Genomic DNA, 22,288 nt, shown 5'->3' with positions numbered 1-22,288 from the left:
GGCTCACGCCGGATGCGCGGCCATCAGTTCGGCCTTGCGCTGCTGCAGCTGGTCGGCCAGCTGGAACAGGTCCAGGTTCCGCGCCTTGCGCGCCTGCGGGAACATCTTCTCGCGCTCGTCGTTCACGTGGTGCAGGATGGCGTCCTCCAGGTCCAGCATCACCTTGTCCTCGGGCCGGGAGGCGGCCTCGATCTTCGCGATCAGCGCCTTGGCCTCCTGGTGCTCGTGAACGGACTCCTGGACCAGGGCCTCGTCGCCGACGGCCTGGCGGAAGGCGGGGTAGAAGATCTCTTCCTCGATGCGGGTGTGCACGTCCAGCTCGTGGCAGATCTGCCGGGCCAGCAGCAGCTTCTGGTTGTCCTGGTGCGCGCTCTTGTACTGCTGGAACAGGCGCACGACCTGGTTGTGGTCGTCGTCGAGCAAGGTGCAGGCATCCTGTTGGGCCATGGGGTTCTCCTGGAGGGTGAAGATGCCCCACCGTACGCCGGCCGGCCGCGCGACGCGAGGTCCGCGCGGCGGCGGTTGGCGTAGTCGACGGCCTACGACCCGCCGATCTGCTTGCGCAGCCGCTCCTCCTGCTCGCGCAGCTCGGGCGTGAAGGCCTCGCCGAAGTCCTCGGACTCGAAGATCTGGCGGATCTCGATCTCCGAGTCGCCCGGCATGGGGTTCGGGCAGCGCTTGACCCAGTCGATCGCCTCCTGCAGCGAGGCGCACTGCCAGAGCCAGAAGCCGGCCACCAGCTCCTTGGTCTCGGCGAACGGGCCGTCGATCACCTGCCGGTCGCGGCCCGAGAAGCGCACCCGGGCGCCCTTGCGGCTGGGGTGCAGGCCTTCGCCGGCCTGCATGATGCCGGCCTTGACCAGCTCCTCGTTGTAGCGGCCCATCTCGGCGAGCAGCTGCTCGCCGGGCATGACGCCGGCCTCGCTGTCGGCCGTGGCCTTGACGATCACCATGAATCGCATGTCGTTCTCCTGGGGTTCGGGCGCAAGGGATTTTGCGCGCTCCAACTGCACGACGAACGGCGGGCCCCAGTCTCGACATGGCGCGGCAGAGCGCGCAGGCGGCTAGGCCGGTGCGAGCGCCGCGTCCAGCACCTCGACCCAGTGCCGCACCGGGATGCCGGTGCCGGACTGCAGGTGGGTGATGCAGCCGATGTTGGCCGAGACGATGGTTGCGGGCGCCAGCTCGCCCAGGTGGCCCAGCTTGCGGTCGCGCAGCTGCTCGGCCAGGTCGGGGTGCAGCACGGAATAGGTGCCGGCCGAGCCGCAGCACAGGTGCGACTCGCCGGGGGCCAGCCGGACCGTGAAGCCCAGCGCGCCCAGGTGCTTCTCGACGCCGCCGCGCAGCTGCTGGCCGTGCTGCAGCGTGCAGGGCGGATGGAACGCCAGCACGCCGGCCGGCGGCCGCACCCGCCCCTGCAGCGCCGGCACCAGGTCGGGCAGCAGCTCGCTCAGGTCGCGCGTGAGCGCGCTGATGCGCGCCGCCTTTCCGGCATAGGCCGGGTCATGGCGCAGGTGGTGGCCGTACTCCTTGACGGTGACGCCGCAGCCCGACGCATTCATCACGAGCGCCTCCACCTGCCCGCCCTCCACGCAGGGCCACCAGGCGTCGACGTTGGCGCGCATCTGCGCCAGGCCGCCGTCCTGGTCGTTCAGGTGGAACTTCACCGCGCCGCAGCAGCCGGCCGACGGGGCCACCAGGGTCTGGATGCCGGCGGCGTCCAGCACGCGCGCCGTCGCCGCGTTGATGTTGGGCGCCATGGCCGGCTGCACGCAGCCGGCCAGCACCAGCACCTTGCGCGCATGCTCGCGCGCGGGCCAGTGCCCGGCCGGCTGGGGCGCGGGCACCTTCTTCTTCAGCGCCGCCGGCAGCGCGCCGCGCACCGCCTGGCCCAGCTTCATCGCCGGGCCGAACAGCGGGGACGGCAGGCCCTCCTTGAGCGCCCAGCGCAGCGCGCGCGAGCCGGCGCCGCGCGGCACCCGCTCCTCCACGATCTTGCGGCCGATGTCCACCAGGTGGCCGTACTGCACGCCGCTGGGGCAGGTGCTCTCGCAGTTGCGGCAGGTCAGGCAGCGGTCCAGGTGCAGCTGCGTCTTCTCGGTGGGCTTCTCGCCTTCCAGCACCTGCTTGATCAGGTAAATGCGGCCGCGCGGGCCATCCAGCTCGTCGCCCAGGAGCTGGTAGGTCGGGCAGGTGGCGGTACAAAAACCGCAGTGCACGCACTTGCGCAGGATGGCCTCGGCCTCCCGGCCCTCGGGCGTGTTCTTGAATTCGGGCGCGAGCTGGGTTTGCATGGAAGCTAGAGGTCGGGGTACAGGCGGCCGGGGTTGAGGATGCCGGCGGGGTCGAACTCGCGCTTGAGTTCGCGGTGGATACGGTCCAGCGGCGGCTTCAGCGGGGGAAAGCGTGCGGCCGGCGTCACCGCGCCGGAGCCCGTGCCAGTGGCGAACAGCGTGGCGCTGCCGCCGACCGAACGCGCCTCGTCGCGCAGCTCCTGGCCCTGGCCCGGGGCGCAGCGCACCCAGCGCTGGCCGCCGTGCCATTCGACCAGCGGCGGCTCGGGCAGTTCCAGCACCGGCGCCGTCTGCGGCACCGACAGCCGCCAGAGCTCGCGCCCGCCGAGCTGGGCGAACCAGGGCAGGCGCAGGTCGCGGCAGGCCTGCCAGTCGGACTGCGCATCCGGCTGGCGCTCGCCGCCCAGGCGGCGGCAGGCGGCTTCCACGGCCGCCGCCGCGCCGCGCAGCCGCAGGTACAGCGTGGGCACGCCGGCGTCCTCCACCCAGCAGCTGGCATTGAGCGGCAGGGGCTGGCCGCCCCAGGCGTTCAGGCGCTCGAGCGCCTGGGCCTGGGCCAGCTCGAACTTCAGCGTGGCCTCGGCCGGTGCCACGGGCAGCACCTTCAGGCTGACCTCGGCGATCAGGCCCAGGGTACCCATGGCACCGGCCATCAGACGCGAGACGTCGTAGCCGGCCACGTTCTTCATCACCTGGCCGCCGAACACCAGCAGCTCGCCGCGGCCGTTGACGATCGTGGCGCCCAGCACGTAGTCGCGCACCGAGCCCACGCTGGCGCGCGCCGGACCGGACAGTCCGCAGGCCACCATCCCGCCGACCGTGGCGCCCCCGCCGAAATGCGGCGGCTCGAACGGCAGGCACTGGCCGTGCCGGGCCAGCACGGCCTCCAGGCCGGCCAATGGCGTTGCGGCGCGCACGGTCACCACCAGCTCGCTGGGCTCGTAGCTCACGATGCCGGCCAGGCCGGCGGTGGACAGCGTTTCCCCTTCGCTGGGCTCGCCGTAGAAGTCCTTGCTGCCGCCGCCGCGGATGCGCAAGGGGCGGCGGCGCGCATGGGCCTCGCGGATGCGGTCGACGGCGGATGACAGGGCGGCGTCCATGCGCCGATGGTAAGCGGCCCCGCGGCCCGGCCCCGCGCCGGACGTTTGAGCTTTGCTACATCAGTCGATGAAGAAATTCACCGGCAGCCCCGGCACGTCCACCCGCAGCCGCAGCACCCGGCCGGACTGCGGCATCGCCGCCAGCTCCTGCCCGGGGCGCCCGCGACGCGCGCTGGTGAGGTACAGCGTGCGCAGGTCCGGCCCGCCGAAGCAGGGCATGGTGGGGCAGCGCACCGGCACCGGCAGCTCGCGCAGGATCTCGCCGGCCGGAGATATCTGCAGCAGCCGGGCGCCTTCGAACATGGCGCACCAGTAATTGCCCTCGCGGTCCACCGCCGCGCCGTCGGGCCGCCCGCCATAGCCGGGCTGGCCCGGCTGCCAGCCGGGCGGCTTGGGCTCGAACTGGCGGAACACGCGGTGGCCGCGCATCGCGTTGGACTCGGCGTCCCAGTCCCAGGCATGGATCACGTGGTGCGGCGTGTCGGCCCAGTAGACCGTGCGCGCGTCGGGCGAGAAGGCCAGGCCGTTGGCGGTGATGGCGTTGCCGGCCTGGGTCTGGATCAGCGGCCGGCCGCCCTGGCCGTTGTCCGGCCGGCAGTCGATGCTGTAGAGCTCGGCCCGGCGCGCATCGCGCGGCTCGTAGATCGTGCCAGCCCACAGCCGCCCGCGCGGATCGGCCTTGCCGTCGTTGAAGCGCGTGGTCGCCGGGTCGTGCGCGAAGCGCGCCAGCGGCTGCAAGGCGCCGCCCCAGTGCCGCGCCCGGTAGATGCCGTCGCGCAGCGCCACGACCAGGCCGCCGCCGCGCGCGGGCGCGATGCAGCCCGGCTCGCTGGGCATGGCCCAGCCCTCGGCGTCGCCGCCTTCGGCGCCGGCGCGCCGCAGCTGGCGGCCGGGCACGTCGACCCAGTAGAGGCGCTGCTCATCCGGATGCCAGAAGGGCGATTCACCCAGCTCATCCGCCTGCGCCGTGAAGTTGTCCCAATCCGCTGCCTGCATGGTTGAAAACCATTGTGCCCGCGGCGCGCACGGCACGGGGCCGGGCGGTAACATCCGCCCTCAACGGAACACGCCATGGAAGAAGCCTCGACCACCTCCCCGGGTTCCACTGGCCAGCTGACGCTGGTGGAAGCCGCGCGCTACGCCCTGCTTCGGCGCATCGCCTTCGCGATGCGCCACGAGATGGTGGTGCACCTGCAGCCCATCGGCATGATCACCGAGGTGATCGAGCGCCGGCTCAAGGCGCCCTCGCCCGACCTGGTGCAGGTGCAGGAGGGCATGGCCAAGATCAACAGCTTCTCGCGCGCGGCCGTGCACTCCTGCCTGGACGTGATCACCTGGCTGGCGCCCGAGCCCGGCCGCATGGTCTCGCTGGAGGAAGGGGTGCGCGAATGCATCTCGCTGTTGCGCAGCAATTTCAGCTTCCGCGGCTTCGCGCTGCGCGACGAGCTGGGCCATGCGCCGGCGCCGGTGCCGCGCGCCGGCCTGCGCCACGTGCTGCCGGCCTCGCTGCTGCTGCTGGCCGACAGCTCGGGCGCGCCGGCCGACATCACCATCACCGCCGAGCTGGAGCCGGCGCGCGCGCTGCTGGTGCTGTCGCTGGAGCCCACCGACGGGCCCGCGCCCACGACTGCCGAGCCGCCCTACCGCCCGCTGCGGCCGCAGGAGGTGGAGGCGCTGGCCCAAGCCGAGGGCATGGGCTTCGCGCGTGACGGCGACACCATCCGCCTGACGCTGCCGCGCGTGCACGAAACCGGCGCCTGACGCCGGCGGGGGCTGGCTCTACGCGCGCCGCTCGTGGTCTTCGAGCGCGAGCAGCAAGCTGGTTCTGTGGCGGCGAGCGACTTCCTGCCAGCGTTCGCCCGTGATGGCGCCTTCCAGCGCCCACAGGAGGTTCAAGGAGACAGGTCGGCCAGTGCAGCTTGGCCCTGGCGTAAGCAGCCACCGACCCGAGCTTGCGCAGGTCCGCAAGTGTTCGTATGCCCGCCACTTGAAGAACCGCCGACTTGGGTCCGAGATTCGGCAGTTGTGCGATGGGCGTAGCGTCGGCCATCAGCCGATCATGGCAGCTCCCGTGCCGAAGCAGCCATCTTTTCGTCCTTCTTCACTTCATCAGGAAATCTTCATCGGAACTGAAGAACTTCGCGCTTTTTCCTGAGCGAAGGCATCCCTAGACTCTCCTTGCACGAGCCCAGAGGGCCACCCACGAGGAAACCTTCCGATGAGCACCGCACTCCACCCCCGCGCCTGGACCGCCGCCGCCGCCCAGAACGACACTTCCTGGATCCTGCCGATCTCGCCCGAGGCCGCCGAGGGCTTCCACCAGGCGCTGCTGCATGCCAGGGCGGCGGGAAAGGCATTCACCGCGATGACGCCGGCCGACTTCCCGCTGCCGCAAGCCTCGCGCGCCGCCCTGGCCCAGGCGATCGGCCTGACGCAGGGCCGCTGGGGCATGTGCCTGATGAAAGGCCTGCCCACCGACCGCTGGACCGAGGACGAGGCGCGCCTCGCCTGCTGGGGCATGGGCCTGCACATGGGCACGGCCCGCACCCAGAACCGCGCCAGCGCCTTCATGGCGGACGTGCGCGACGAAGGCGGCAACTACAAGACCAGGAACGGCCGCGGCTACAACACCAACGCCTCGCTGGACTTCCACTGCGACTCCTGCGACGTCGTGGCCCTGCTGTGCCGGCGCACGGCTCGCAAGGGCGGCGAAAGCAAGGTGGTGAGCTCGATCGCCCTGCGCGACGAGATCGCGCGCCGGCGCCCCGACCTGATCCCGGTGCTGCAGGGCCCGTGGTACCACAGCTACCAGGGCGCGCAGGGCCCGGGCAAGCCGCCGTACTACATGCTGCCGCTGCTGGGCGACGATCCGGTGCATTTCGCGGCGCGCGCCAACCGCAAGAACGTCATGGCGGCGCAGCGCGATTTCTCCGAGGTGCCGCGCCTGACGGCGGAGCAGATCGAGGCGCTGGACCTGCTGGACGAACTCATGGCCGACCCGAAGCTGTGCTATTCGATGTGGCTCGAGCGGGGCGATCTGCAGCTGCTCAACAGCTACGCGACCTTGCACTCGCGCACGGACTTCGAGGACCACGAGGAGCACGACCTGAAGCGCCACCTGTACCGGCTGTGGCTGGCCGTGCCGTCCTCGCAACCGCTGCCCGCCCAGTGGGCGGTGTACTTCGGAGACGCCCGTGCCGGTGCCGTGCGCGGCGGCCTGCGCGGCGACCACCTGACGCAGGACTTCATCGACTTCGAGACGCGCCAGGCGGCCTACCACTCCATGCCGCTGATCCCGCGCACGGTCGTCGTGCTCCCGGAAGCGGCCGCGGCCTGAGTTCAGCGGCGGGCGCCGCCCGCCGCCTGCACCAGCGCCGCGGCCATCGCGTCGCGCAACGCCTGCAGCTTGCGGCCGTCGGCGTCGGCGGGCCGCGCCACCAGCGCCACCTGCAGCGTCGGCGCGTCCCGGCCCAGCCGCACGATGCGCACCCGGTGCGCTTGCGCCGTCCGGGCATCCGGCTCGGGCACCACGGAGACGCCGAGTCCGGCGCTCACCATCGCCACGATCGCGTGCACCGACTGCAGATCGATGGTGGGCCGGGCGCCGGGGGCGTGTTTGCGGACCCAGCGGGCAGCCAGGCGACCGGTGCCCGTTTCGGGATCGAAGCGGATCCACTCGTGGGCCTTGAGCAGCGCCGGCGCGCGCGCCTCCACCGCATCGGGCGGCGCCAGCAGCACCAGCTCCCGGTGCAGCACGGGATGCCACAGCAGCCGCTGCGAACCCCCGGTGGACGGCTGCACAACGACGGCCGCGTCGAGTTCGCCGCCCTTCACCGCTTCCAGCAGCTCGACCGAGCGGCCGCGCACGGGCCGCACGTGCAGGGCCGGGTGCTGCGCGCGCAGCCAGACCATGGCGGCCGGCAGCAGCGTCGCCTGCATGGTCTCGATCACGCCCAGCCGCACCTGGCCTTCCACGCGGGCACCGGTGCGGCGGCGCAAGGACTCCAGCCGACCCAGCGTTTCGCGCATCGTTTCCGCGATCTCCAGCGCGATCGGGCGCGCGCGCACCGACAGCCCGGAGCGGTCGAACAGGGGCTGGCCGAAATGGGTCTCCAGCTGCTTCATCTGCATGCTCACGGCGCTCGGCGTCACGTGCATCTCGCGCGCCGCGCCGGCCAGGCTGCCGGTGCGCAGCACCGCGTCAAGCGTCGCGAAGAAGGATAGCTTCATCAGTTTCTCTTCATTGCCAGTTGCAGAAATATGGCTTTATGCGCCGGACGCGAGGCCTAGAATTTTTCGGTCAGGAGCGCCCGGGCGCAGGCCCGCGCGCCGGACGCATCAACAGGAGACGCCATGAACCAGCCCACCCGCCGGGCCGTGAACCGGGCCATTGCCGGGATTCTGGCGGCTCTTGCCGCAACGCAGACCGTCGCCGCCGCCGAGGACGCCGCCGGCTACCCGTCGCGGCCCATCACCATCGTCGTCGGCTTCCCGCCGGGCGGTCCCACCGACATCATCGCGCGGGTCGTGGCCACCCGGCTAGCGCAGACCTGGGGCAAGCCGGTGCTCGTGGAGAACAAGCCGGGAGCGGGTTCGAACATCGCGACCGAGCAGGTGGTGCGTGCGGCGCCGGACGGCTACACGCTGCTGGTGGAAACCATCGCCAACGCCACCAACATGTCGGTGTACAAGAAGCTGAACTACGACACGCGCAGGGACCTCGCGCCGATCGTGCAGTTCATGGCTTCCCCCAGCGTGCTGGTCGCGGGCTCCAAGGTCCCGGCGAAGAACCTCGACGAACTGGTGGCCCTGGCCAGGGCCCAGCCGGGCAAGCTGGACTACGCCTCCACCGGCGTCGGCGGCTCGCCGCACCTGGCCGGCGAGATGCTCAAGTACCGCGCCGGCATCGACATCCTCCACATCCCCTACAAGGGCGCGTCTCCCGCGCTCAACGACCTGCTGGCCGGCAATGTCGCGATGGGCTTCATGACCTCGCTGGGCCTGGGGCAGCACATCCAGTCCGGCAAGCTGCGAGCGATCGCGGTGGCCAGCCCGAAGCGCCTGCCCGAACTGCCGGACGTGCCCACCACCGCCGAAGCGGGGCTGCCCGATTTCCACGTGCTGTCCTGGAACGGCCTGGCGGCGCCGGCCAAGACGCCCAGGCCCATCATCGACAAGCTGAACGCCGAGGTGAACCGCATCCTCTCGACGCCGGAAGTGAGAAAGCACCTGGAGTCGCTGGGCGGCTTCCCGGTCGGCGGCACGCCGGAAGAGTTCGCGAAGTACGTGGACTCCGAGATCCGCACCTGGGGCGCCGTCGTCAAGTCCGCCAACTTTTCGCTCGACTGAGGTCGCCATGGCTGCAGGCCCCCCGCAGCGCTGCGCATTGATCACGACCGGCGGCACCATCGTCTCGCGCATCGATCCGGCCAGCGGCCTGGCGATGCCGGTGCTTTCCGGGCAGGACCTGCTGCAGGCCGTGGGAGAAGAGGCGGGCGAGGTCGAAGTGCACGACTTCTGCCGCGTGCCTTCACCGCACCTCGGCCCCCGGCAATGGGCGGGGCTGGCGCCGCTGGCGCAGTCCCTGCTGGAGCGCGAGGACATCGCGGGGGTGGTCGTCTCGCACGGCACCGCCACGCTGGAGGAGACCGCCTGGTTCCTCGACCTCACCGTGCGCAGCGACAAACCCCTGGTGGTCACCGGCGCGCAGCGCAACGCCTCGGCGCGCGACTTCGACGGCCCGCGCAACCTGCTGACGGCCCTCAGGATCTGCCGCGCGCCGGCGGCACGCGGCCACGGCGTGCTGGTGGCGCTGAACGAACACGTGAACGCGGCGCGCGAGGCGACGAAGTCGCACACCGTTGACGTCGAGACTTTCCAGTCGGGCGAATGGGGCTACCTGGGCTCGGTCGTCAACGAGCGCGTCACCTTCCATCGCTCGCCGCGGCGGCGGCTGCACCTGCCGCTGCGCTCGCCCGAGCTGCCGCGCGTGGACATCGTGCCCATGTACGCGGGCGCCGACGGCGCCCTGGTGCGCGCCGCCCAAGCCGCCGGCGCGCGCGGCGTCGTGATCGAGGCGGTGGCTTCGGGCCACGTCAACGGCGCGATGCACGAGGCCATCGTGGAAGTCATGCGCCAGGGCGTGCCGGTCGTGGTGTCCACGCGCATCCCCCGGGGCGGCACGCGCGAGGGCTACGGTTTCGCCGGCTCCTCCGCGTTGCTGGTGGAGGCGGGCGCGGTGCTCAGCGGCGACCTCTCGCCCTGGAAGGCGCGCATCGTGCTGATGCTGGCGCTGCAGCAGGGCGGCGTGCGCCCGGAAACGCTGGCGCGCCTGTTCGAGACCTAGGAGCCTGCGACGGCGCGTCGGCTCCAGCCATCAACCCCCGTGGTCGTGCTCGTCGTCACCCTCGCTGCCCGGGCCCGGGTTGGGTCCGATCCCATTCGCAGGCACCACCAGCACGTCGGCCTGGTTCGGGTCGTAGGCCATCAACAGGGGGTCGCGGGCGAGCTGCTCGACGATCGCCATCGACGCGTGGTAGCCGATCTTCTGGATGTAGCCGCCCGACTTCGTACCGATGCCGCCGCGCAACTCCAGCAGCACCGAGCCCGAGCCGAGCAGGCCGTAGGCGTTGCGCGAGATGCCCGGCTCCGTTCCGCCGGGATAGCGGCTCAGATTGGCATAGGGGTACTGCGCGAGCGTCTGCGCGATCAGCACCACCACCCGCTTGGCCATAGTCTGGCCGCTGGCAAAGCGGGCCACGGCGTTGAGATCGCCCGCGTTCTGCAACCGAACGGCCGTCGCTCCGGCTGTGGGATACAGCGCCGAAGCCGTCACCATCTCGCCGTCGTTCACACGCGTGCCTTGATGGTGCATGTCGAGCGCCACCACCGGCTTGAACTGGTCGTTGATCCAGCGGATGTTCTTTGCCTCGGGCACCGGATTGCCTTCGGAGACGAGGTACGGTCCCTTGCTGTCGATGTCCTTCGTCTCGCAGCTCACGACCCCGGTCGTGATGTTGGGAAAGTTCGGGTTGTCGAACGGGCATTCCGGGCGAAACGGGTGATAGCGATTGATGTCGTAGCCACGCCCGCGCTGGTAGAACGCCGGCAGCGACCCGACCACGAACCGAGGATCGTAGTTCTGCCGCCATGGCGTGGTGCGGCCGGCGCTGTCGGTGATCGGCGTGCCGTCCGCGTTCTCGCCGTCGAAGCCGTCGACGTTGACGCGTGGAACGACCACCACGGTCAACGCGGCCCGGATCGCCTTCGAACTCATCGAGTTGTTGCCCAGCGTGCGGATCAGGTTGAGCGCCGAATCGCTGGTTTCCATCTCGTCGCCATGCTGCTGCGCAATGAGCAGCGCCGCAGTCGGACCGTTGCCGATGACGACATACGGCACCTTGCGCCCGGTGTTGCTGGTCCAGGGCGCGTAGTGCAGCTGCACCGCGCCACCGCTGTTGCTCGCGCTGCTCTCGAGAGCCTTGATCATCTGGGCATAGGTGCGCAGCGAAGCGATGCTGTCGTTGTCACCGTACGGACCGTTGGGCACAGTGGCCGGGCCATTCTGTGCCCAGGCGACCGGTGCCACCAGCGCCGACATCATGGCCAGACTAGCGAACAATTTCTTCATGCGGGGTCTCCTGTTGTGGGAGTGGCATGCTGTCCGAACCCGTTATCGAAGGACAACTGCCTTTGCCAAACGTTACCTTTGTCGCCGCAAGCCGTTCTCCTGGAGGAGCCTCCCGAAAAAAAGCCCGCCGGAGCCGAGGCTCTGGCGGGCTGAACATCCAAGGAGACTCTCCTGCATGTCGGGCCGCGGCGAGCGCCGCGGCCGCAACCCCTTCCGCCATCAGCGGTGGTAGGCGGTCTCGCCGTGGCTGCTGATGTCCAGGCCCTCGCGCTCTTCCTCCTCCGTCACGCGCAGGCCGATCACGAGGTCGACGATCTTGTAGGCGACGAAGGCCACCACCGCGGACCAGATCACCGTGGTGAGCACGCCCTGGAACTGGATCCAGACCTGGGCGCCGATGCCGGGGAAGTCGGCCGGGTCGCCGCACTTGTTGCTCACGTAGTTGCAGATGCCGGTGCCGCCCAGCGAGGGCGAGGCGAACACGCCGGTCAGCAGCGCGCCCAGGATGCCGCCCACGCCGTGCACGCCGAACACGTCCAGCGAATCATCGACACCCAGCAGGCGCTTCAAGCCGTTGACGCCCCACAGGCAGACCAGGCCGGACAGCAGGCCGATGACGATGGCGCCCATCGGGCCGACGAAGCCGGCAGCCGGCGTGACCGCCACCAGGCCGGCGACCGCGCCCGAGGCGGCGCCCAGCATCGAGGCCTTGCCCTTGGCCAGCGCTTCGCCGGCAATCCAGCTCAGCGTGGCGGCGGCGGTGGCGACCAGGGTGTTGACGAAGGCCAGGGCGGCGACGCCGTTGGCTTCCAGGTTGGAGCCGGCGTTGAAGCCGAACCAGCCCACCCACAGCAGCGAGGCGCCCACCATGGTCAGGGTCAGGCTGTGCGGCGTCAGCGACTCCTTGCCGTAGCCGATGCGCTTGCCGATGACGTAGGCGCCCACCAGGCCGGCGATGCCCGCATTGATGTGCACCACGGTGCCGCCGGCGAAGTCCAGCGCGCCCTTGGCCCAGAGCCAGCCGGCATTGGCCGTCACGGTCTGCAGCGAGGCGGCGTCGGTGATGGCGTCCGGGCCGTCCCAGTACCAGACCATGTGGGCGACCGGCAGGTAGCTGAAGGTGAACCAGATCACCACGAACAGCAGCACCGCCGAGAACTTGATGCGCTCGGCGAAGGCGCCCACGATCAGCGAGCAGGTGATGGCGGCGAAGGTGGCCTGGAAGCCGACGAAGGTCAGCTCCGGGATCACCACGCCCTTGCTGAAGGTGGCGGCCAGGGTCTCGGGCGTGACGCCGGCCAGGAACACCTTGCCGAAGCTGCCGATGAACGCGTTGCCGGCGGTGAAGGCCACGCTGTAGCCGTACAGCACCCACAGTACGTAGATCAGCGAGCTCACCACGAACACCTGCATCAGCACCGACAGCATGTTCTTGCTGCGCACCAGGCCGCCGTAGAACAGCGCCAGGCCGGGCAGGGTCATCAGGACCACCAGCAGGGTGGCCATGGTGACGAAGGTGGTGTCGCCCTTGTTGGGCGTGGGTGCCGCAGCGGGCGCGGCGGCTGGGGCTGCCGCCGCCGGGGCCGCCTCGGATGCGGCGGCGGGTGCCGGGGCGGCCGGCGCCTGCGCCAGCACGGCGCCGCCGCCGGTCAGCAGGCCCAGGCCCAGGGCCAGGGAGGCGAGAAGCTTTCTCATGGTGTCTCTTTCAGTCTCGTGTGGTTTACAGGGCTTCCTTGCCGGTCTCGCCGGTGCGGATGCGGACCACCTGCTCGAGGTCGTAGACGAAGATCTTCCCGTCGCCGATCTTGCCGGTGCGGGCGGCGGCCTCGACCGCCTCGATGACGCGCTCGACCAGGTCCTCGGCCACCGCGGCCTCGATCTTCACCTTGGGCAGGAAGTCGACCACGTACTCGGCGCCGCGGTACAGCTCGGTGTGGCCCTTCTGGCGGCCGAAGCCCTTGACCTCGGTGACGGTGATGCCCTGCACCCCGATGCCGGACAGGGCTTCGCGCACCTCGTCCAGCTTGAACGGCTTGATGATGGCCGTGACCAGTTTCATGTATTTCTCCTCGCGGGCCGCAGCCCTTAGAAGGTGTACTTGACGCCCACGACGACGCTGGCCTTGCCCAGGTTCTCGCCGTTGGGTCCGCGGTAGTTGTCGTTGTCGGTGTCCACCACGGCCGCCGTGGCCGTCAAGCCGTTGCCGAAGTCCTTGCCCAGCGTCAGCGAGTAGTCGGTGTACGAGAAGTCGCTGTAGTTCTTGACCTTCTGGTAGCCCACGTGGGGCGTGAGGGTCAGGCCCCACAGGCCGGTGTCGAAGGTCGCCGACAGGTCCAGGTAGTAGCTGTTCTCGCTGTCGTCGAAGCCGAACAGGTTGGTGACCGCGTGCGAGTACTTCAGCGTGGCGGGGCCGAAGGTGCCGGCGGCATACAGCTCGGTGGTGTTGGGGCTGACCGCCAGTTCCGAGCGGGGATACTGGTAGCGCAGCACGCCGACGTCGTAGGCGAGGCCGCCCACGGTGCCCTTGTAGCCGCCGTAGAGGTCCACCTCGGCCTTGGCGTCGCCGCCCGCGTCCTCGATCCACTTGATGCTGGAGGCCCAGGTGCCGACGTAGAAGCCGCTGCTGTGCGAGAAGTCGGCACCGCCCTGCACCGCCGGGTCCTTGCGCGACTGGGAGATGCCGCGGTAACGGTAGTCCGACACCGCGCCCACGTTGAAGGTCAGCGTGTAGTCGGGCGCGGGCGCGGGCACCGGCGCGGCGGCCTGCGCGAAGGCGCCGCCCGAGGCGGCCAGTGCGGCCAGCAGGGCGATCGTTTTGACTTTCATGGTTGCTCCGTTCTGAGTTGGGACCTGGGGCAGGGCCACTAAGCAGGAGGCATGCCATGGCCCGGCAAGCAAGACGGGCGCGGCTGTCCAGGGTATTGCGGTCGAGCGGGGTGGGCTAGTCGGCGCTTGGCCGCACCAAGCCAGTGCGAGGCAGGCGGACGCCCGCACCAAGGTCCGCCATGCACCTTCTTGGGTGGGACGGCCTTCCTCCTCCATCTGGAGGAGACGCTGGTCGCCGGGCGGCCCGCGGCTTGCGTTGTCCTGGAGTCCCCTGCTGGAAGAAAGAACGTCGCCTTGAGCCTCTCCCTGGTGCAAAGCCGTGCCCTGGTCGGGCTGGAGGCCGCCTCGGTGACGGTCGAGGTCCACCTCGCCAACGGCCTGCCCAGCTTCACCCTGGTGGGGCTGGCCGAGACGGAGGTGAAGGAGGCGCGCGAACGCGTGCGCTCGGCGCTGCAGAACGCCGGCCTGGAATTCCCGCACAACAAGCGCATCACGGTCAACCTGGCGCCGGCCGACCTGCCCAAGGACTCGGGCCGCTTCGACCTGGCGATCGCCCTGGGCATCCTGGCGGCCAGCGGGCAGATCGACGGCAGCCGGCTGGCCGGCCACGAATTCGCCGGCGAGCTGTCGCTGTCGGGCGAGCTGCGGCCGGTGCGCGGCGCGCTGGCCATGAGCCTGGCGCTGCAGGCCGCCGAGCCCGCCCTGGCTTTGGTGCTGCCGCCCGGCAGCGCGGAAGAGGCGGCCCTGGTGCCGGGCGCCGCGGTCTGGCGCGCCGTCCATCTGCTGGACGTGGTGCGCCGCTTCCTGCCGGAGGGAAGTGCGGCAGCCGACGGCCCGCCCGGCGAGGGCTGGTCGCGCATGGCGGGCGGGGCACCCGCGGCGGCGCCCGCGGTCTACCCGGACCTGGCCGACGTGAAGGGCCAGGCCGCGGCCAAGCGCGCGCTGGAGATCGCCGCCGCCGGCGGCCATGGCCTGCTGCTGGTCGGACCGCCCGGTTCGGGCAAGTCCATGCTGGCCCAGCGCTTCGCCGGCCTGTTGCCGCCGATGACGGTGCAGGAGGCGCTGGAAAGCGCCGCGGTCGCCAGCCTGGCCGGACAGTTCTTGCTGGAACGCTGGGCACGCCGGCCCACCTGCAGCCCGCACCATTCGGCCAGCGCGGCGGCGCTGGTGGGCGGCGGCTCGCCGCCGCGGCCGGGGGAGATTTCCCTGGCGCACCAGGGCGTGCTCTTCCTCGACGAGCTCCCCGAGTTCCCGCGTGCCGCGCTGGAGGCGCTGCGCGAGCCGCTGGAGACCGGGCACATCACCATCGCCCGTGCCGCGCGGCGCTCGCAATTCCCGGCGCGCTTCCAGTTCGTGGGCGCGATGAACCCCTGCCCTTGCGGCTGGCGCGGCGCGGCGCACCGGGCCTGCCGCTGCACGCCCGACCAGGTGGCGCGCTACCAGGGCAAGCTGTCCGGTCCGCTGCTGGACCGCATCGACCTGCACCTGGAGGTGCCGGCGCTGGCGCCGCGGGAGCTGCTGGAGGCGCCGCCGGGCGAGTCCACGGCCGCGGTGCGCGCCCGCTGCGTGGCCGCGCGCGGGCGCGCCCTGGAGCGCCAGGGCAAGCCCAACCAGGCGCTGGCGGGCCGCGAGATCGACCAGCACGCCCGGCTGGACGCGGCCGCGGCGGCATTCCTGCAGACGGCGGCGGCCCGCCTGGGCTGGAGCGCGCGCGCCACGCACCGCGCGCTGAAGGTCGCACGCAGCATCGCCGACCTGGAGGGCGCGGCCGGCGTGCAGGTGGCGCACGTGGCGGAGGCGGTGCAGTACCGGCGCGGCCTCATGATGGACGGCGCCGGCTGAAGCCTACCCCCCTGCGTCAGCCCGCTTCCTGGTACCCGCCGCCGGCGGCGCCGGCATCCGGCCGGCCGCGCGGGCGCGGCCGGCGCAGTCCGCGCTCCTCCTCCAGCGCCTTGGCGCAGCCGGCCCCGAACAGCAGCACGGCCGAAGAGAAATAGATCCACATCAGCAGCACCACCAGCGAGCCGGCCGCGCCGTAGGCCGACACGGCCGCCGCGGTGGACAGGTAGGCCGTCATCAGCTGCCGTCCGCCGATGAACAGGAGGGCGGCGATCAGGGCGCCCGCGATCAGGTAGCGCGTGCGCGGCTTAGGGCCCGCGCTCAGCCGCATCAGCGCGACGAACAGCGCGGCGCAGATGCCGAAGGTCGCCAGTTCGTTGAGGAGGCGCAGCAGCACCTCCACCGCCAGCCATTGGCCGGCCCAGCCCGAGAAGATGTTGAGCAGGGTCGAAATCACCAGCGACACCAGCAGCAGGAAGCCGAAGGCCAGCACGTAGGCCACGCCTCGCAGCCGCAGCGAGGCGGTGTACCACCAGTTCTGCCGGGCCACGGTTTCGGTGCCGTGCACCCAGAGGCGCTCCAGCGCCTCCTGCAGTTCGCCGAACACGCCGGTGGCGCCGAACAGCAGCACCAGGAAACCGATGATCGAGGCGATGATGCCTTCCGACGGCTCCTGCGCGCTGGCCAGCGCCTCGCGGATGACGCTGGCGCCCTGCTCGCCCACGATGCCGCCGATCTGGCTCACCAGGTTCTGCTCCAGCATCTCGCGGTCCAGCCACCAGCCCAGCATGGCGACCACCAGCACCAGCAGGGGTGCCAGGCTGAGGATGCCGTAGAAGGACATGGCCGCGCTCATGCGCATGCCGTTCGCGTCGCTCCACAGGGTGAACGCGCGGTACAGCGGGCGCCCGGTGCGCGCCAGCTTCAGCGCCCAGGCAGGCAGGTGGTCGGTCCAGGCCATGCGCCATCTTGGACCGGGCCCAGCGGGACGCTATCGGTCGCGCCTTGCAGCCTGCGTAGGTGCAAGCCGACTTGGCGCGAGGTCAGCGACGCGCGACCAGGACCTTTCCGTCGACCCGGACCGGGCTGCCGGCCGTCCAGGCGGGCTTGGCCTCCTGCTCGAAGCTGCGGACGCTGCCGTCCTTCATCTTGACCCGCGTGACCCACATCTCCTTGGTGGTCACCCGCTTCTGGACCTCGTTGCCGACGAAGCCGCCCGCCACGGCACCGCCCACGGTGGCCAGCGTCCTGCCGTCGCCCTTGCCGATCTGGTTGCCCAGCAGGCCGCCGGCCGCGGCGCCAGCCACGATGCCCGCCGCGCCGCCTTCGCCCTTGCGCATTTCCTTGCGCACGCTCTGGACCGTGCCGCAGAGATCGCAAGCGGCCGCTGCGGCAGCGTGCTTCTTGGCCTGGCCGGGCGGCACGCCGTGCGGGTGCGAGGCGCCCTGCGCCCAGGCGCCGGCCGTGGCGGACAGCATGAGAACGGCGACGAGTCTCTTCATGGGGATGCTCCTGTTGTGCCCTCCATCAACGGCTGAGCAGCCCGTGCCGCCGACGGGCGCGGCGCGCCCGCCGTGCAATGCGTCACAGGTTGGGGGCGAGCAGCCGCTCCAGCTGCGAGCGCTCGGCGCCGCGGCGCCGGGCCTGGTCCTCCAGCTGATCGGGACCGATCTTGCCGACGTTGAAGTACTTGGCGTCGGGATGGCTGAGGTAGAAGCCGCTGACGCTGGCGGCCGGCGTCATGGCCAGGCTGTCGGTCAGGCCCATGCCCACGTCCTGCGCCTGCAGCAGGGCGAACATGTCGGCCTTCACGCTGTGGTCGGGGCAGGCCGGGTAGCCCGGCGCGGGACGGATGCCGCGGTACTTCTCGGCGACGAGCTGATCGAGCGGCAGCTGCTCCTCAGCCGCGTAGCCCCACAGGTCCTGGCGCACCCGCTCATGCAGGCACTCGGCGAAGGCCTCGGCCAGCCGGTCGGCCAGGGCCTTGAGCATGATCGCCGAGTAATCGTCGTGGTCGTCCAGGAAGTACTTCTCCTTCCTGTCCACGCCGATGCCGGCGGTGACGGCGAACACGCCCACATAGTCCCTGGCCATCCCCTTGGGCGCGACGAAGTCGGCCAGCGCCCGGCTGGGGCGCATCCGGCCGTCCACCGCCTGCTTTTCGGCCTGCTGCCGCAGGCCCCACCAGGTCATGGCCACCTCGGTGCGCGACTCGTCGGTGTAGAGCTGGATGTCGTCGTCGTTGATGCTGTTGGCCGGCCAGAACCCCAGCACCGCGTTGGCCGTCAGCCAGCGGCCCTCGATCAGCCGCTTGAGCATGCGCTGGCCGTCGGCGTACACGCGCACGGCTTCGGTGCCCACCACCTCGTCCTTGAGGATGGCCGGGAAGGGGCCGGCCAGGTCCCAGGTCTGGAAGAACGGCCCCCAGTCGATGTAGCGGGCCAGCTCGGCCAGGTCGAAGTTGCGGAACAGGCGCCGGCCGACGAACTTGGGCGCGGGCGGCGTGTAGGCCGACCAGTCCACCGGCGTCTTGTTGGCGCGCGCCTTGGCCAGCGGCCACAGCGGCACCTGCTTCCTGCTGGCGTGCAGCTGGCGCACCTTCTCGTAGTCGGACTCGACCTCGGCGATGTAGCGCGCCGCCTGGTCGGACAGCAGGCTCTGGGCCACGCTCACGCTGCGCGACGCGTCGGGCACGTAGACCACCGGGCCCTCGTAGTGCGGCGCGATCTTCACGGCCGTGTGCACCCGGCTGGTGGTGGCGCCGCCGATCAGCAGCGGGATCTTCCTGATGCGGAAGTGCTCGTCCTTCTGCATCTCGCTGGCCACGTACTGCATCTCCTCCAGGCTGGGCGTGATCAGGCCCGACAGGCCCACGATGTCCGCGCCCTCGATCTTGGCCTTGGCCAGGATCTCGTGGCAGGGGACCATCACGCCCATGTTCACCACCTCGAAGTTGTTGCACTGCAGGACCACCGTGACGATGTTCTTGCCGATGTCGTGCACGTCGCCCTTGACCGTGGCGATGACGATCTTGCCCTTGGCCCGCACGTCCTGGCCGGCTGCCTCCTGCTGCTTCTTCTCTTCTTCTATATAGGGGATGAGGTGGGCCACGGCCTGCTTCATCACCCGCGCCGACTTCACCACCTGGGGCAGGAACATCTTGCCCTGGCCGAACAGATCGCCCACGATGTTCATGCCGTCCATCAGCGGCCCTTCGATCACGTGCAGCGGTCGTCCGCCCTGCCGGAGCACGGCCTGGTAGGCCTCTTCGGTGTCCGCGACGATGTGGTCGGTGATGCCGTGCACCAGCGCGTGCGACAGCCGCTGCGCCACGCTGCCGGCGCGCCATTCGTTGCGCCGGCCTTCGTCCTTGGCCGCTCCCTTGGCCGATTCGGCGATCTCGACCAGGCGCTCGCCGGCGTCGGGGCGGCGGTTGAGCACCACGTCCTCCACGCGCTCGCGCAGCTGGGGCTCGACCTCGTCATAGACGCCCACCATGCCGGCGTTGACGATGCCCATGTCCATGCCGGCCTGGATGGCGTGGTACAGGAACACGGTATGGATGGCCTCGCGCACCGGGTCGTTGCCGCGGAAGGAGAAGCTCACGTTGGACACGCCGCCCGAGACCTTGGCGCCGGGCAGGTTCTGCTTGATCCAGCGGGTGGCCTCGATGAAATCCACCGCGTAGTTGTTGTGCTCCTCGATGCCGGTGGCGATGGCGAAGATGTTGGGGTCGAAGATGATGTCCTCGGCCGGAAATCCGATCTCTTCCGTCAGCAGGCGGTAGGCGCGCTGGCAGATCTCGATCTTGCGCTGGTAGGTGTCGGCCTGGCCCTTCTCGTCGAAAGCCATCACCACGGCGGCGGCGCCGTAGCGCCTGATCAGCCTGGCCTGGCGGCGGAACTCGGCCTCGCCCTCCTTCATGCTGATGGAGTTGACGATGGCCTTGCCCTGGATGCAGCGCAGGCCGGCCTCGATCACCTCCCACTTGGAGCTGTCCACCATGATGGGCACGCGCGCGATGTCCGGTTCGCTGGCGATGAGCTGAAGGAAGCGCACCATGGCCGCCTTGCTGTCCAGCATGGCCTCGTCCATGTTGATGTCGATCACCTGGGCGCCGTTCTCGACCTGCTGGCGGGCCACGGCCAGCGCCTCCTCGAACCGGCCGCCCAGGATCAGCCGGGCAAAGGCCTTGGAGCCGGTCACGTTGGTGCGCTCGCCGATGTTGACGAACAGCGATCCGGCGCCGATGGCGACGGGCTCCAGGCCGGCCAGGCGCAGGGGCGGCGGGGTGGGGACGGCGGGTGTGGCTGGGGGCATTCGACTCACCTGGGGATGCCGGCGGGCCGGCGGTTGTTCCGAGGTGAGCGCCGTTGCGGGTTTGCTCAAGCCTGACGGCCGATATGACGGCCGCTGCAACGCTCCTTGAGTTGGACGAATTCTAGCCAGAGGCCGGTGGGCGGGCATCCATCCGCCCGGATCGAGGCCGGTTTCCGCTGAAAACAGGCCTTCAGGTTCGCGTGCAAACGTAACTTTTGCAGGCGAGCTTTGTAGAAGCTCAAGCTCATCGGGTTGTACTGTTGTGCCATCCACCACGCGCGTTCGACCGCTTCCATACGCCTGCGGATCGCTTGTTGAGCCATGTGTGCATGCGGAATCTCATCCGCACTGCTGGATGCATGCGCATGCATTGAAGAGCGGTGGATCGCGCTTCTCCGTGAAAAATGTCTCGCCGAACAATCACCGAGTTTAGTTACCTCTGTAGGCAACTGCCTACGAGTTTGTCGGACGTCTCCTACTACATTCGCGACTCTTGCTGAGGTTGGCCCCGAGCTCAACCGCCTGTTGCAACCGCGGCAGGCAGGGAAAGCCAGGTTTCTCAAAGCCACAGCTCATCTGTCAACAGGTTGAAAGGACCGGCTTCAACGCCGCCCTCAAGCCCTTTTTTACGTTTTGCTGAAGATGAAAAGACGCATATTCCTTACGGCTGGTTCCGCTGCGATGGCAGCTGCATTGACCGGTTGCGGTGGTGGCGGCGGCGGTGGCGCTGAGGTTGCTGATGGCGGTATTGGCGATGGCGCCACCGGCACGACCACTGGCGGTGCGGCACCGTCCACTTCGAACCCCCGTTCGTCTTCGGGAGAACTTCTTTCGGGCACTGGCTATGCCTTCGGTTCACGCCTGGATGCCTATGCCGCAGGCACCCTGGTGACGGTGGCCTCGCCGCAGCAGATGGACGACACCATCCGGCGCTGCTACGACGCGTGGAAGCGGGAGAACCTGGTCCGCACCGACAACATCGCCCCAGGCGGCTACGTCATCAAGTTCGCGAACTCGCCCACGGTGCGCACCGTTTCCGAAGGCATGGGCATGGGCATGATCCTGATGTCCGTGATGGCCGGACACGACCCCAACGCCAGGACCTACTTCGACGGCCTGTTCAAGGTGGTGCGCGCCCGCCCCGCCTATGGCCCCCGCCAGCCGGCGCTGATGGACTGGCGCCTGTGGATGGACGGCAGGAGCGGCGGCGACGGCTGGCCCGCCACCGACGGCGACCTGGACATCGCGCTGGGCCTGCTGATGGCCGACCGGCAGTGGGGCTCGGACGGCCAGGTCAACTACAAGCAGGAAGCCATCAATACCATCAATGCCATCAAGGAATGGTTCATGTACCCGGACGGCCGGCTGCGCGGCCGTCCGTCCGAGAACACGTCCCGCACCTCCGATTTCATGTTCGGCCACTTCCGGGCCTTCAAGAAGGCGACCGGCGATGCCATCTGGGACGCGGCGGTGGAGAAGCAGATCGCCATCCTCCAGGCGCTGCAGGCCAATCATTCACCCGGCATCGGCCTGGTGCCCGACTTCTGCAAGGACACGAACACCAGCCCCGCTCCGTCACCGGGCCGCAACCCCGGCGTGGGCGACGGGACCGTCACCGACGGGGATTACTTCTTCAATGCCTGCCGGTGCCCCTGGCGCTACGGCAGCGACTACGTCATGACGGGCGACGAGCGGATGCGGGAAATCTGCCGGAAGCTGGTGGGCTTCCTCCAGGCCGACAGCGGCGGCAACCCGGGGTCCATCGCCACCGGCTACAAGCTCAACGGCACGGCGATCAGCCGCGCCTATTCGGCAGGCGGCATCGTCGGCCCCGTGCTGGCCGGCGCCATGGTCGACCCCAGCTTCCAGACCTTCCTCAACAACCTGTGGTCTTGGAATACCAATAACTTCACGACCCACTACTACGACTCCGAGCTGCAGCTCATCCCGATGCTCCTGGCCTCGGGCAACTGGTGGACGCCGTAAGACCCGCGTCCTAGCCAAGGCCGGACGGGCCGCGCCACCGGCGCGGCCCGTCCGGCTACGTGCGCACCACGGCCGCCAGTGTCCATTCACCGGTGTCCTGCTCCAGGCGCAGCACATAGGCTCCTTCACCGGTCTGCACCTTCCACCAGCGCCGGGTCGGTCCCCACCAGCGGTCGACCACGCACAGGACGGGCACGCGCCGGCTGCCGAACCAGATGACCGAGGGTTCGGCCTCGGCTGAACCACGCTGCGGCTGGCAGTCGACACGAAGGTGCATGACACCACGATAACGC

At 70.0% G+C, this 22,288-nt stretch carries 21 protein-coding genes, 1 pseudogene and 1 riboswitch; of the genes and pseudogenes, 6 read left to right on the top strand and 16 right to left on the bottom strand.

What is annotated here, in order from left to right:
• Positions 1-3: 3 nt before the first annotated feature.
• From RTA_RS00750 to RTA_RS00730, 5 genes are all read right to left on the bottom strand, one after another.
• The gene (locus RTA_RS00750; protein ID WP_013899452.1) at positions 4-447 is read right to left on the bottom strand and encodes a hemerythrin domain-containing protein; all 444 of its coding nucleotides are present in this window, start codon (positions 445-447) and stop codon (positions 4-6) included.
• Between the two features lie 92 nt (positions 448-539).
• Positions 540-962 carry a YciI family protein gene (locus tag RTA_RS00745; protein WP_013899451.1) on the bottom strand — a complete coding sequence of 141 codons (423 nt, stop codon included), beginning with the start codon at positions 960-962 and terminating at the stop codon, positions 540-542.
• 102 nt (positions 963-1,064) lie between these two features.
• Entirely contained in the window at positions 1,065-2,294 is a 1,230-nt protein-coding gene (gene glcF, locus RTA_RS00740) for a glycolate oxidase subunit GlcF (RefSeq protein WP_013899450.1), read from the bottom strand.
• A gap of 5 nt (positions 2,295-2,299) precedes the next feature.
• Positions 2,300-3,394: a glycolate oxidase subunit GlcE gene (glcE, locus tag RTA_RS00735; RefSeq protein ID WP_013899449.1), complete on the bottom strand. Its 1,095-nt coding sequence runs from the start codon at positions 3,392-3,394 to the stop codon at positions 2,300-2,302.
• 60 nt (positions 3,395-3,454) lie between these two features.
• Positions 3,455-4,390 carry an SMP-30/gluconolactonase/LRE family protein gene (locus RTA_RS00730; protein ID WP_049871191.1) on the bottom strand — a complete coding sequence of 312 codons (936 nt, stop codon included), beginning with the start codon at positions 4,388-4,390 and terminating at the stop codon, positions 3,455-3,457.
• A 75-nt stretch (positions 4,391-4,465) separates the two neighbouring features.
• Here RTA_RS00730 and RTA_RS00725 point away from each other — a divergent pair, with 75 nt between their 5' ends.
• Positions 4,466-5,155: a hypothetical protein gene (locus tag RTA_RS00725; protein ID WP_013899447.1), complete on the top strand. Its 690-nt coding sequence runs from the start codon at positions 4,466-4,468 to the stop codon at positions 5,153-5,155.
• 18 nt (positions 5,156-5,173) lie between these two features.
• Here the strand turns inward: RTA_RS00725 and RTA_RS20015 are convergent, their stop codons facing one another.
• Together RTA_RS20015 and RTA_RS21430 are read right to left on the bottom strand one after the other, a co-directional pair.
• Positions 5,174-5,362: a TfoX/Sxy family DNA transformation protein gene (locus RTA_RS20015; protein ID WP_264362066.1), complete on the bottom strand. Its 189-nt coding sequence runs from the start codon at positions 5,360-5,362 to the stop codon at positions 5,174-5,176.
• Positions 5,328-5,444 (bottom strand): annotated as a pseudogene (locus RTA_RS21430) (TfoX/Sxy family DNA transformation protein); the annotation flags it as partial. The pseudogene RTA_RS21430 and the gene RTA_RS20015, both read right to left, overlap by 35 nt.
• A 168-nt stretch (positions 5,445-5,612) precedes the next feature.
• On the opposite strand from RTA_RS21430, the gene RTA_RS00720 reads away from it, so the two are divergent.
• Complete coding sequence (locus RTA_RS00720) at positions 5,613-6,731, top strand: TauD/TfdA family dioxygenase (protein ID WP_013899446.1); 1,119 nt, start codon at positions 5,613-5,615, stop codon at positions 6,729-6,731.
• A gap of 2 nt (positions 6,732-6,733) precedes the next feature.
• On the opposite strand, the gene RTA_RS00715 is transcribed toward RTA_RS00720, so the two are convergent.
• Complete coding sequence (locus RTA_RS00715) at positions 6,734-7,624, bottom strand: LysR family transcriptional regulator (protein WP_013899445.1); 891 nt, start codon at positions 7,622-7,624, stop codon at positions 6,734-6,736.
• Positions 7,625-7,747: 123 nt separating this feature from the next.
• Between RTA_RS00715 and RTA_RS00710 the strand changes: the two genes are divergently transcribed.
• Entirely contained in the window at positions 7,748-8,743 is a 996-nt protein-coding gene (locus RTA_RS00710) for a tripartite tricarboxylate transporter substrate binding protein (protein WP_013899444.1), read from the top strand.
• A gap of 7 nt (positions 8,744-8,750) precedes the next feature.
• Positions 8,751-9,740, top strand: a complete 990-nt coding sequence (locus RTA_RS00705) for an asparaginase (protein WP_013899443.1) — start codon at positions 8,751-8,753, stop codon at positions 9,738-9,740.
• 30 nt (positions 9,741-9,770) lie between these two features.
• Here the strand turns inward: RTA_RS00705 and RTA_RS00700 are convergent, their stop codons facing one another.
• From RTA_RS00700 to RTA_RS00685, 4 genes are all read right to left on the bottom strand, one after another.
• Positions 9,771-11,024: a M14 family zinc carboxypeptidase gene (locus RTA_RS00700; protein WP_013899442.1), complete on the bottom strand. Its 1,254-nt coding sequence runs from the start codon at positions 11,022-11,024 to the stop codon at positions 9,771-9,773.
• A 219-nt stretch (positions 11,025-11,243) separates the two neighbouring features.
• Entirely contained in the window at positions 11,244-12,719 is a 1,476-nt protein-coding gene (locus RTA_RS00695; protein WP_013899441.1) for an ammonium transporter, read from the bottom strand.
• Between the two features lie 25 nt (positions 12,720-12,744).
• The gene (gene glnK, locus RTA_RS00690) at positions 12,745-13,083 is read right to left on the bottom strand and encodes a P-II family nitrogen regulator (protein WP_013899440.1); all 339 of its coding nucleotides are present in this window, start codon (positions 13,081-13,083) and stop codon (positions 12,745-12,747) included.
• 26 nt (positions 13,084-13,109) lie between these two features.
• Complete coding sequence (locus tag RTA_RS00685; protein ID WP_013899439.1) at positions 13,110-13,850, bottom strand: TorF family putative porin; 741 nt, start codon at positions 13,848-13,850, stop codon at positions 13,110-13,112.
• A 294-nt stretch (positions 13,851-14,144) separates the two neighbouring features.
• Here RTA_RS00685 and RTA_RS00680 point away from each other — a divergent pair, with 294 nt between their 5' ends.
• Positions 14,145-15,692, top strand: a complete 1,548-nt coding sequence (locus RTA_RS00680; RefSeq protein WP_041674927.1) for a YifB family Mg chelatase-like AAA ATPase — start codon at positions 14,145-14,147, stop codon at positions 15,690-15,692.
• 16 nt (positions 15,693-15,708) lie between these two features.
• Here RTA_RS00680 and RTA_RS00675 read toward each other — a convergent pair whose 3' ends face one another.
• The 3 genes from RTA_RS00675 to metH form a co-directional block, all read right to left on the bottom strand.
• Positions 15,709-16,650 carry a YihY/virulence factor BrkB family protein gene (locus RTA_RS00675; protein ID WP_013899437.1) on the bottom strand — a complete coding sequence of 314 codons (942 nt, stop codon included), beginning with the start codon at positions 16,648-16,650 and terminating at the stop codon, positions 15,709-15,711.
• A gap of 82 nt (positions 16,651-16,732) precedes the next feature.
• A complete protein-coding gene (locus tag RTA_RS21400) occupies positions 16,733-17,191 on the bottom strand; it encodes a glycine zipper 2TM domain-containing protein (RefSeq protein ID WP_013899436.1) in 459 nt (152 codons plus the stop codon).
• Between the two features lie 82 nt (positions 17,192-17,273).
• Positions 17,274-20,009, bottom strand: a complete 2,736-nt coding sequence (metH, locus tag RTA_RS00665; protein ID WP_013899435.1) for a methionine synthase — start codon at positions 20,007-20,009, stop codon at positions 17,274-17,276.
• A gap of 38 nt (positions 20,010-20,047) precedes the next feature.
• Positions 20,048-20,122: riboswitch (S-adenosyl-L-homocysteine riboswitch) on the bottom strand.
• Between the two features lie 781 nt (positions 20,123-20,903).
• Here metH and RTA_RS00660 point away from each other — a divergent pair.
• Positions 20,904-21,995, top strand: coding sequence for a family 8 glycosyl hydrolase (locus RTA_RS00660; protein WP_226986099.1), 1,092 nt, complete (start codon positions 20,904-20,906; stop codon positions 21,993-21,995).
• Between the two features lie 55 nt (positions 21,996-22,050).
• On the opposite strand, the gene RTA_RS00655 is transcribed toward RTA_RS00660, so the two are convergent.
• Positions 22,051-22,272 (bottom strand): hypothetical protein, encoded by a 222-nt coding sequence (locus RTA_RS00655; RefSeq protein ID WP_041674926.1) that lies wholly within the window; start codon positions 22,270-22,272, stop codon positions 22,051-22,053.
• Between the last annotated feature and the right edge of the window lie 16 nt (positions 22,273-22,288).

The sequence above is a fragment of the Ramlibacter tataouinensis TTB310 genome (genome assembly GCF_000215705.1).
In the GTDB taxonomy this organism is placed as follows: domain Bacteria; phylum Pseudomonadota; class Gammaproteobacteria; order Burkholderiales; family Burkholderiaceae_C; genus Ramlibacter; species Ramlibacter tataouinensis.
This window is presented reverse-complemented; position numbering and strand designations above follow the sequence as displayed.

Excerpts from the sequence above, each read along its gene's own strand:
- RTA_RS00750 (WP_013899452.1), bottom strand. The coding sequence starts at position 447 with ATGGCCCAACAGGATGCCTGCACCTTGCTCGACGACGACCACAACCAG.
- RTA_RS00745 (WP_013899451.1), bottom strand. The coding sequence starts at position 962 with ATGCGATTCATGGTGATCGTCAAGGCCACGGCCGACAGCGAGGCCGGC.
- glcF (WP_013899450.1), bottom strand. The coding sequence starts at position 2,294 with ATGCAAACCCAGCTCGCGCCCGAATTCAAGAACACGCCCGAGGGCCGG.
- glcE (WP_013899449.1), bottom strand. The coding sequence starts at position 3,394 with ATGGACGCCGCCCTGTCATCCGCCGTCGACCGCATCCGCGAGGCCCAT.
- RTA_RS00730 (WP_049871191.1), bottom strand. The coding sequence starts at position 4,390 with ATGCAGGCAGCGGATTGGGACAACTTCACGGCGCAGGCGGATGAGCTG.
- RTA_RS00725 (WP_013899447.1), top strand. The coding sequence starts at position 4,466 with ATGGAAGAAGCCTCGACCACCTCCCCGGGTTCCACTGGCCAGCTGACG.
- RTA_RS00720 (WP_013899446.1), top strand. The coding sequence starts at position 5,613 with ATGAGCACCGCACTCCACCCCCGCGCCTGGACCGCCGCCGCCGCCCAG.
- RTA_RS00715 (WP_013899445.1), bottom strand. The coding sequence starts at position 7,624 with ATGAAGCTATCCTTCTTCGCGACGCTTGACGCGGTGCTGCGCACCGGC.
- RTA_RS00710 (WP_013899444.1), top strand. The coding sequence starts at position 7,748 with ATGAACCAGCCCACCCGCCGGGCCGTGAACCGGGCCATTGCCGGGATT.
- RTA_RS00705 (WP_013899443.1), top strand. The coding sequence starts at position 8,751 with ATGGCTGCAGGCCCCCCGCAGCGCTGCGCATTGATCACGACCGGCGGC.
- RTA_RS00700 (WP_013899442.1), bottom strand. The coding sequence starts at position 11,024 with ATGAAGAAATTGTTCGCTAGTCTGGCCATGATGTCGGCGCTGGTGGCA.
- RTA_RS00695 (WP_013899441.1), bottom strand. The coding sequence starts at position 12,719 with ATGAGAAAGCTTCTCGCCTCCCTGGCCCTGGGCCTGGGCCTGCTGACC.
- glnK (WP_013899440.1), bottom strand. The coding sequence starts at position 13,083 with ATGAAACTGGTCACGGCCATCATCAAGCCGTTCAAGCTGGACGAGGTG.
- RTA_RS00685 (WP_013899439.1), bottom strand. The coding sequence starts at position 13,850 with ATGAAAGTCAAAACGATCGCCCTGCTGGCCGCACTGGCCGCCTCGGGC.
- RTA_RS00675 (WP_013899437.1), bottom strand. The coding sequence starts at position 16,650 with ATGGCCTGGACCGACCACCTGCCTGCCTGGGCGCTGAAGCTGGCGCGC.
- RTA_RS21400 (WP_013899436.1), bottom strand. The coding sequence starts at position 17,191 with ATGAAGAGACTCGTCGCCGTTCTCATGCTGTCCGCCACGGCCGGCGCC.
- metH (WP_013899435.1), bottom strand. The coding sequence starts at position 20,009 with ATGCCCCCAGCCACACCCGCCGTCCCCACCCCGCCGCCCCTGCGCCTG.
- RTA_RS00655 (WP_041674926.1), bottom strand. The coding sequence starts at position 22,272 with ATGCACCTTCGTGTCGACTGCCAGCCGCAGCGTGGTTCAGCCGAGGCC.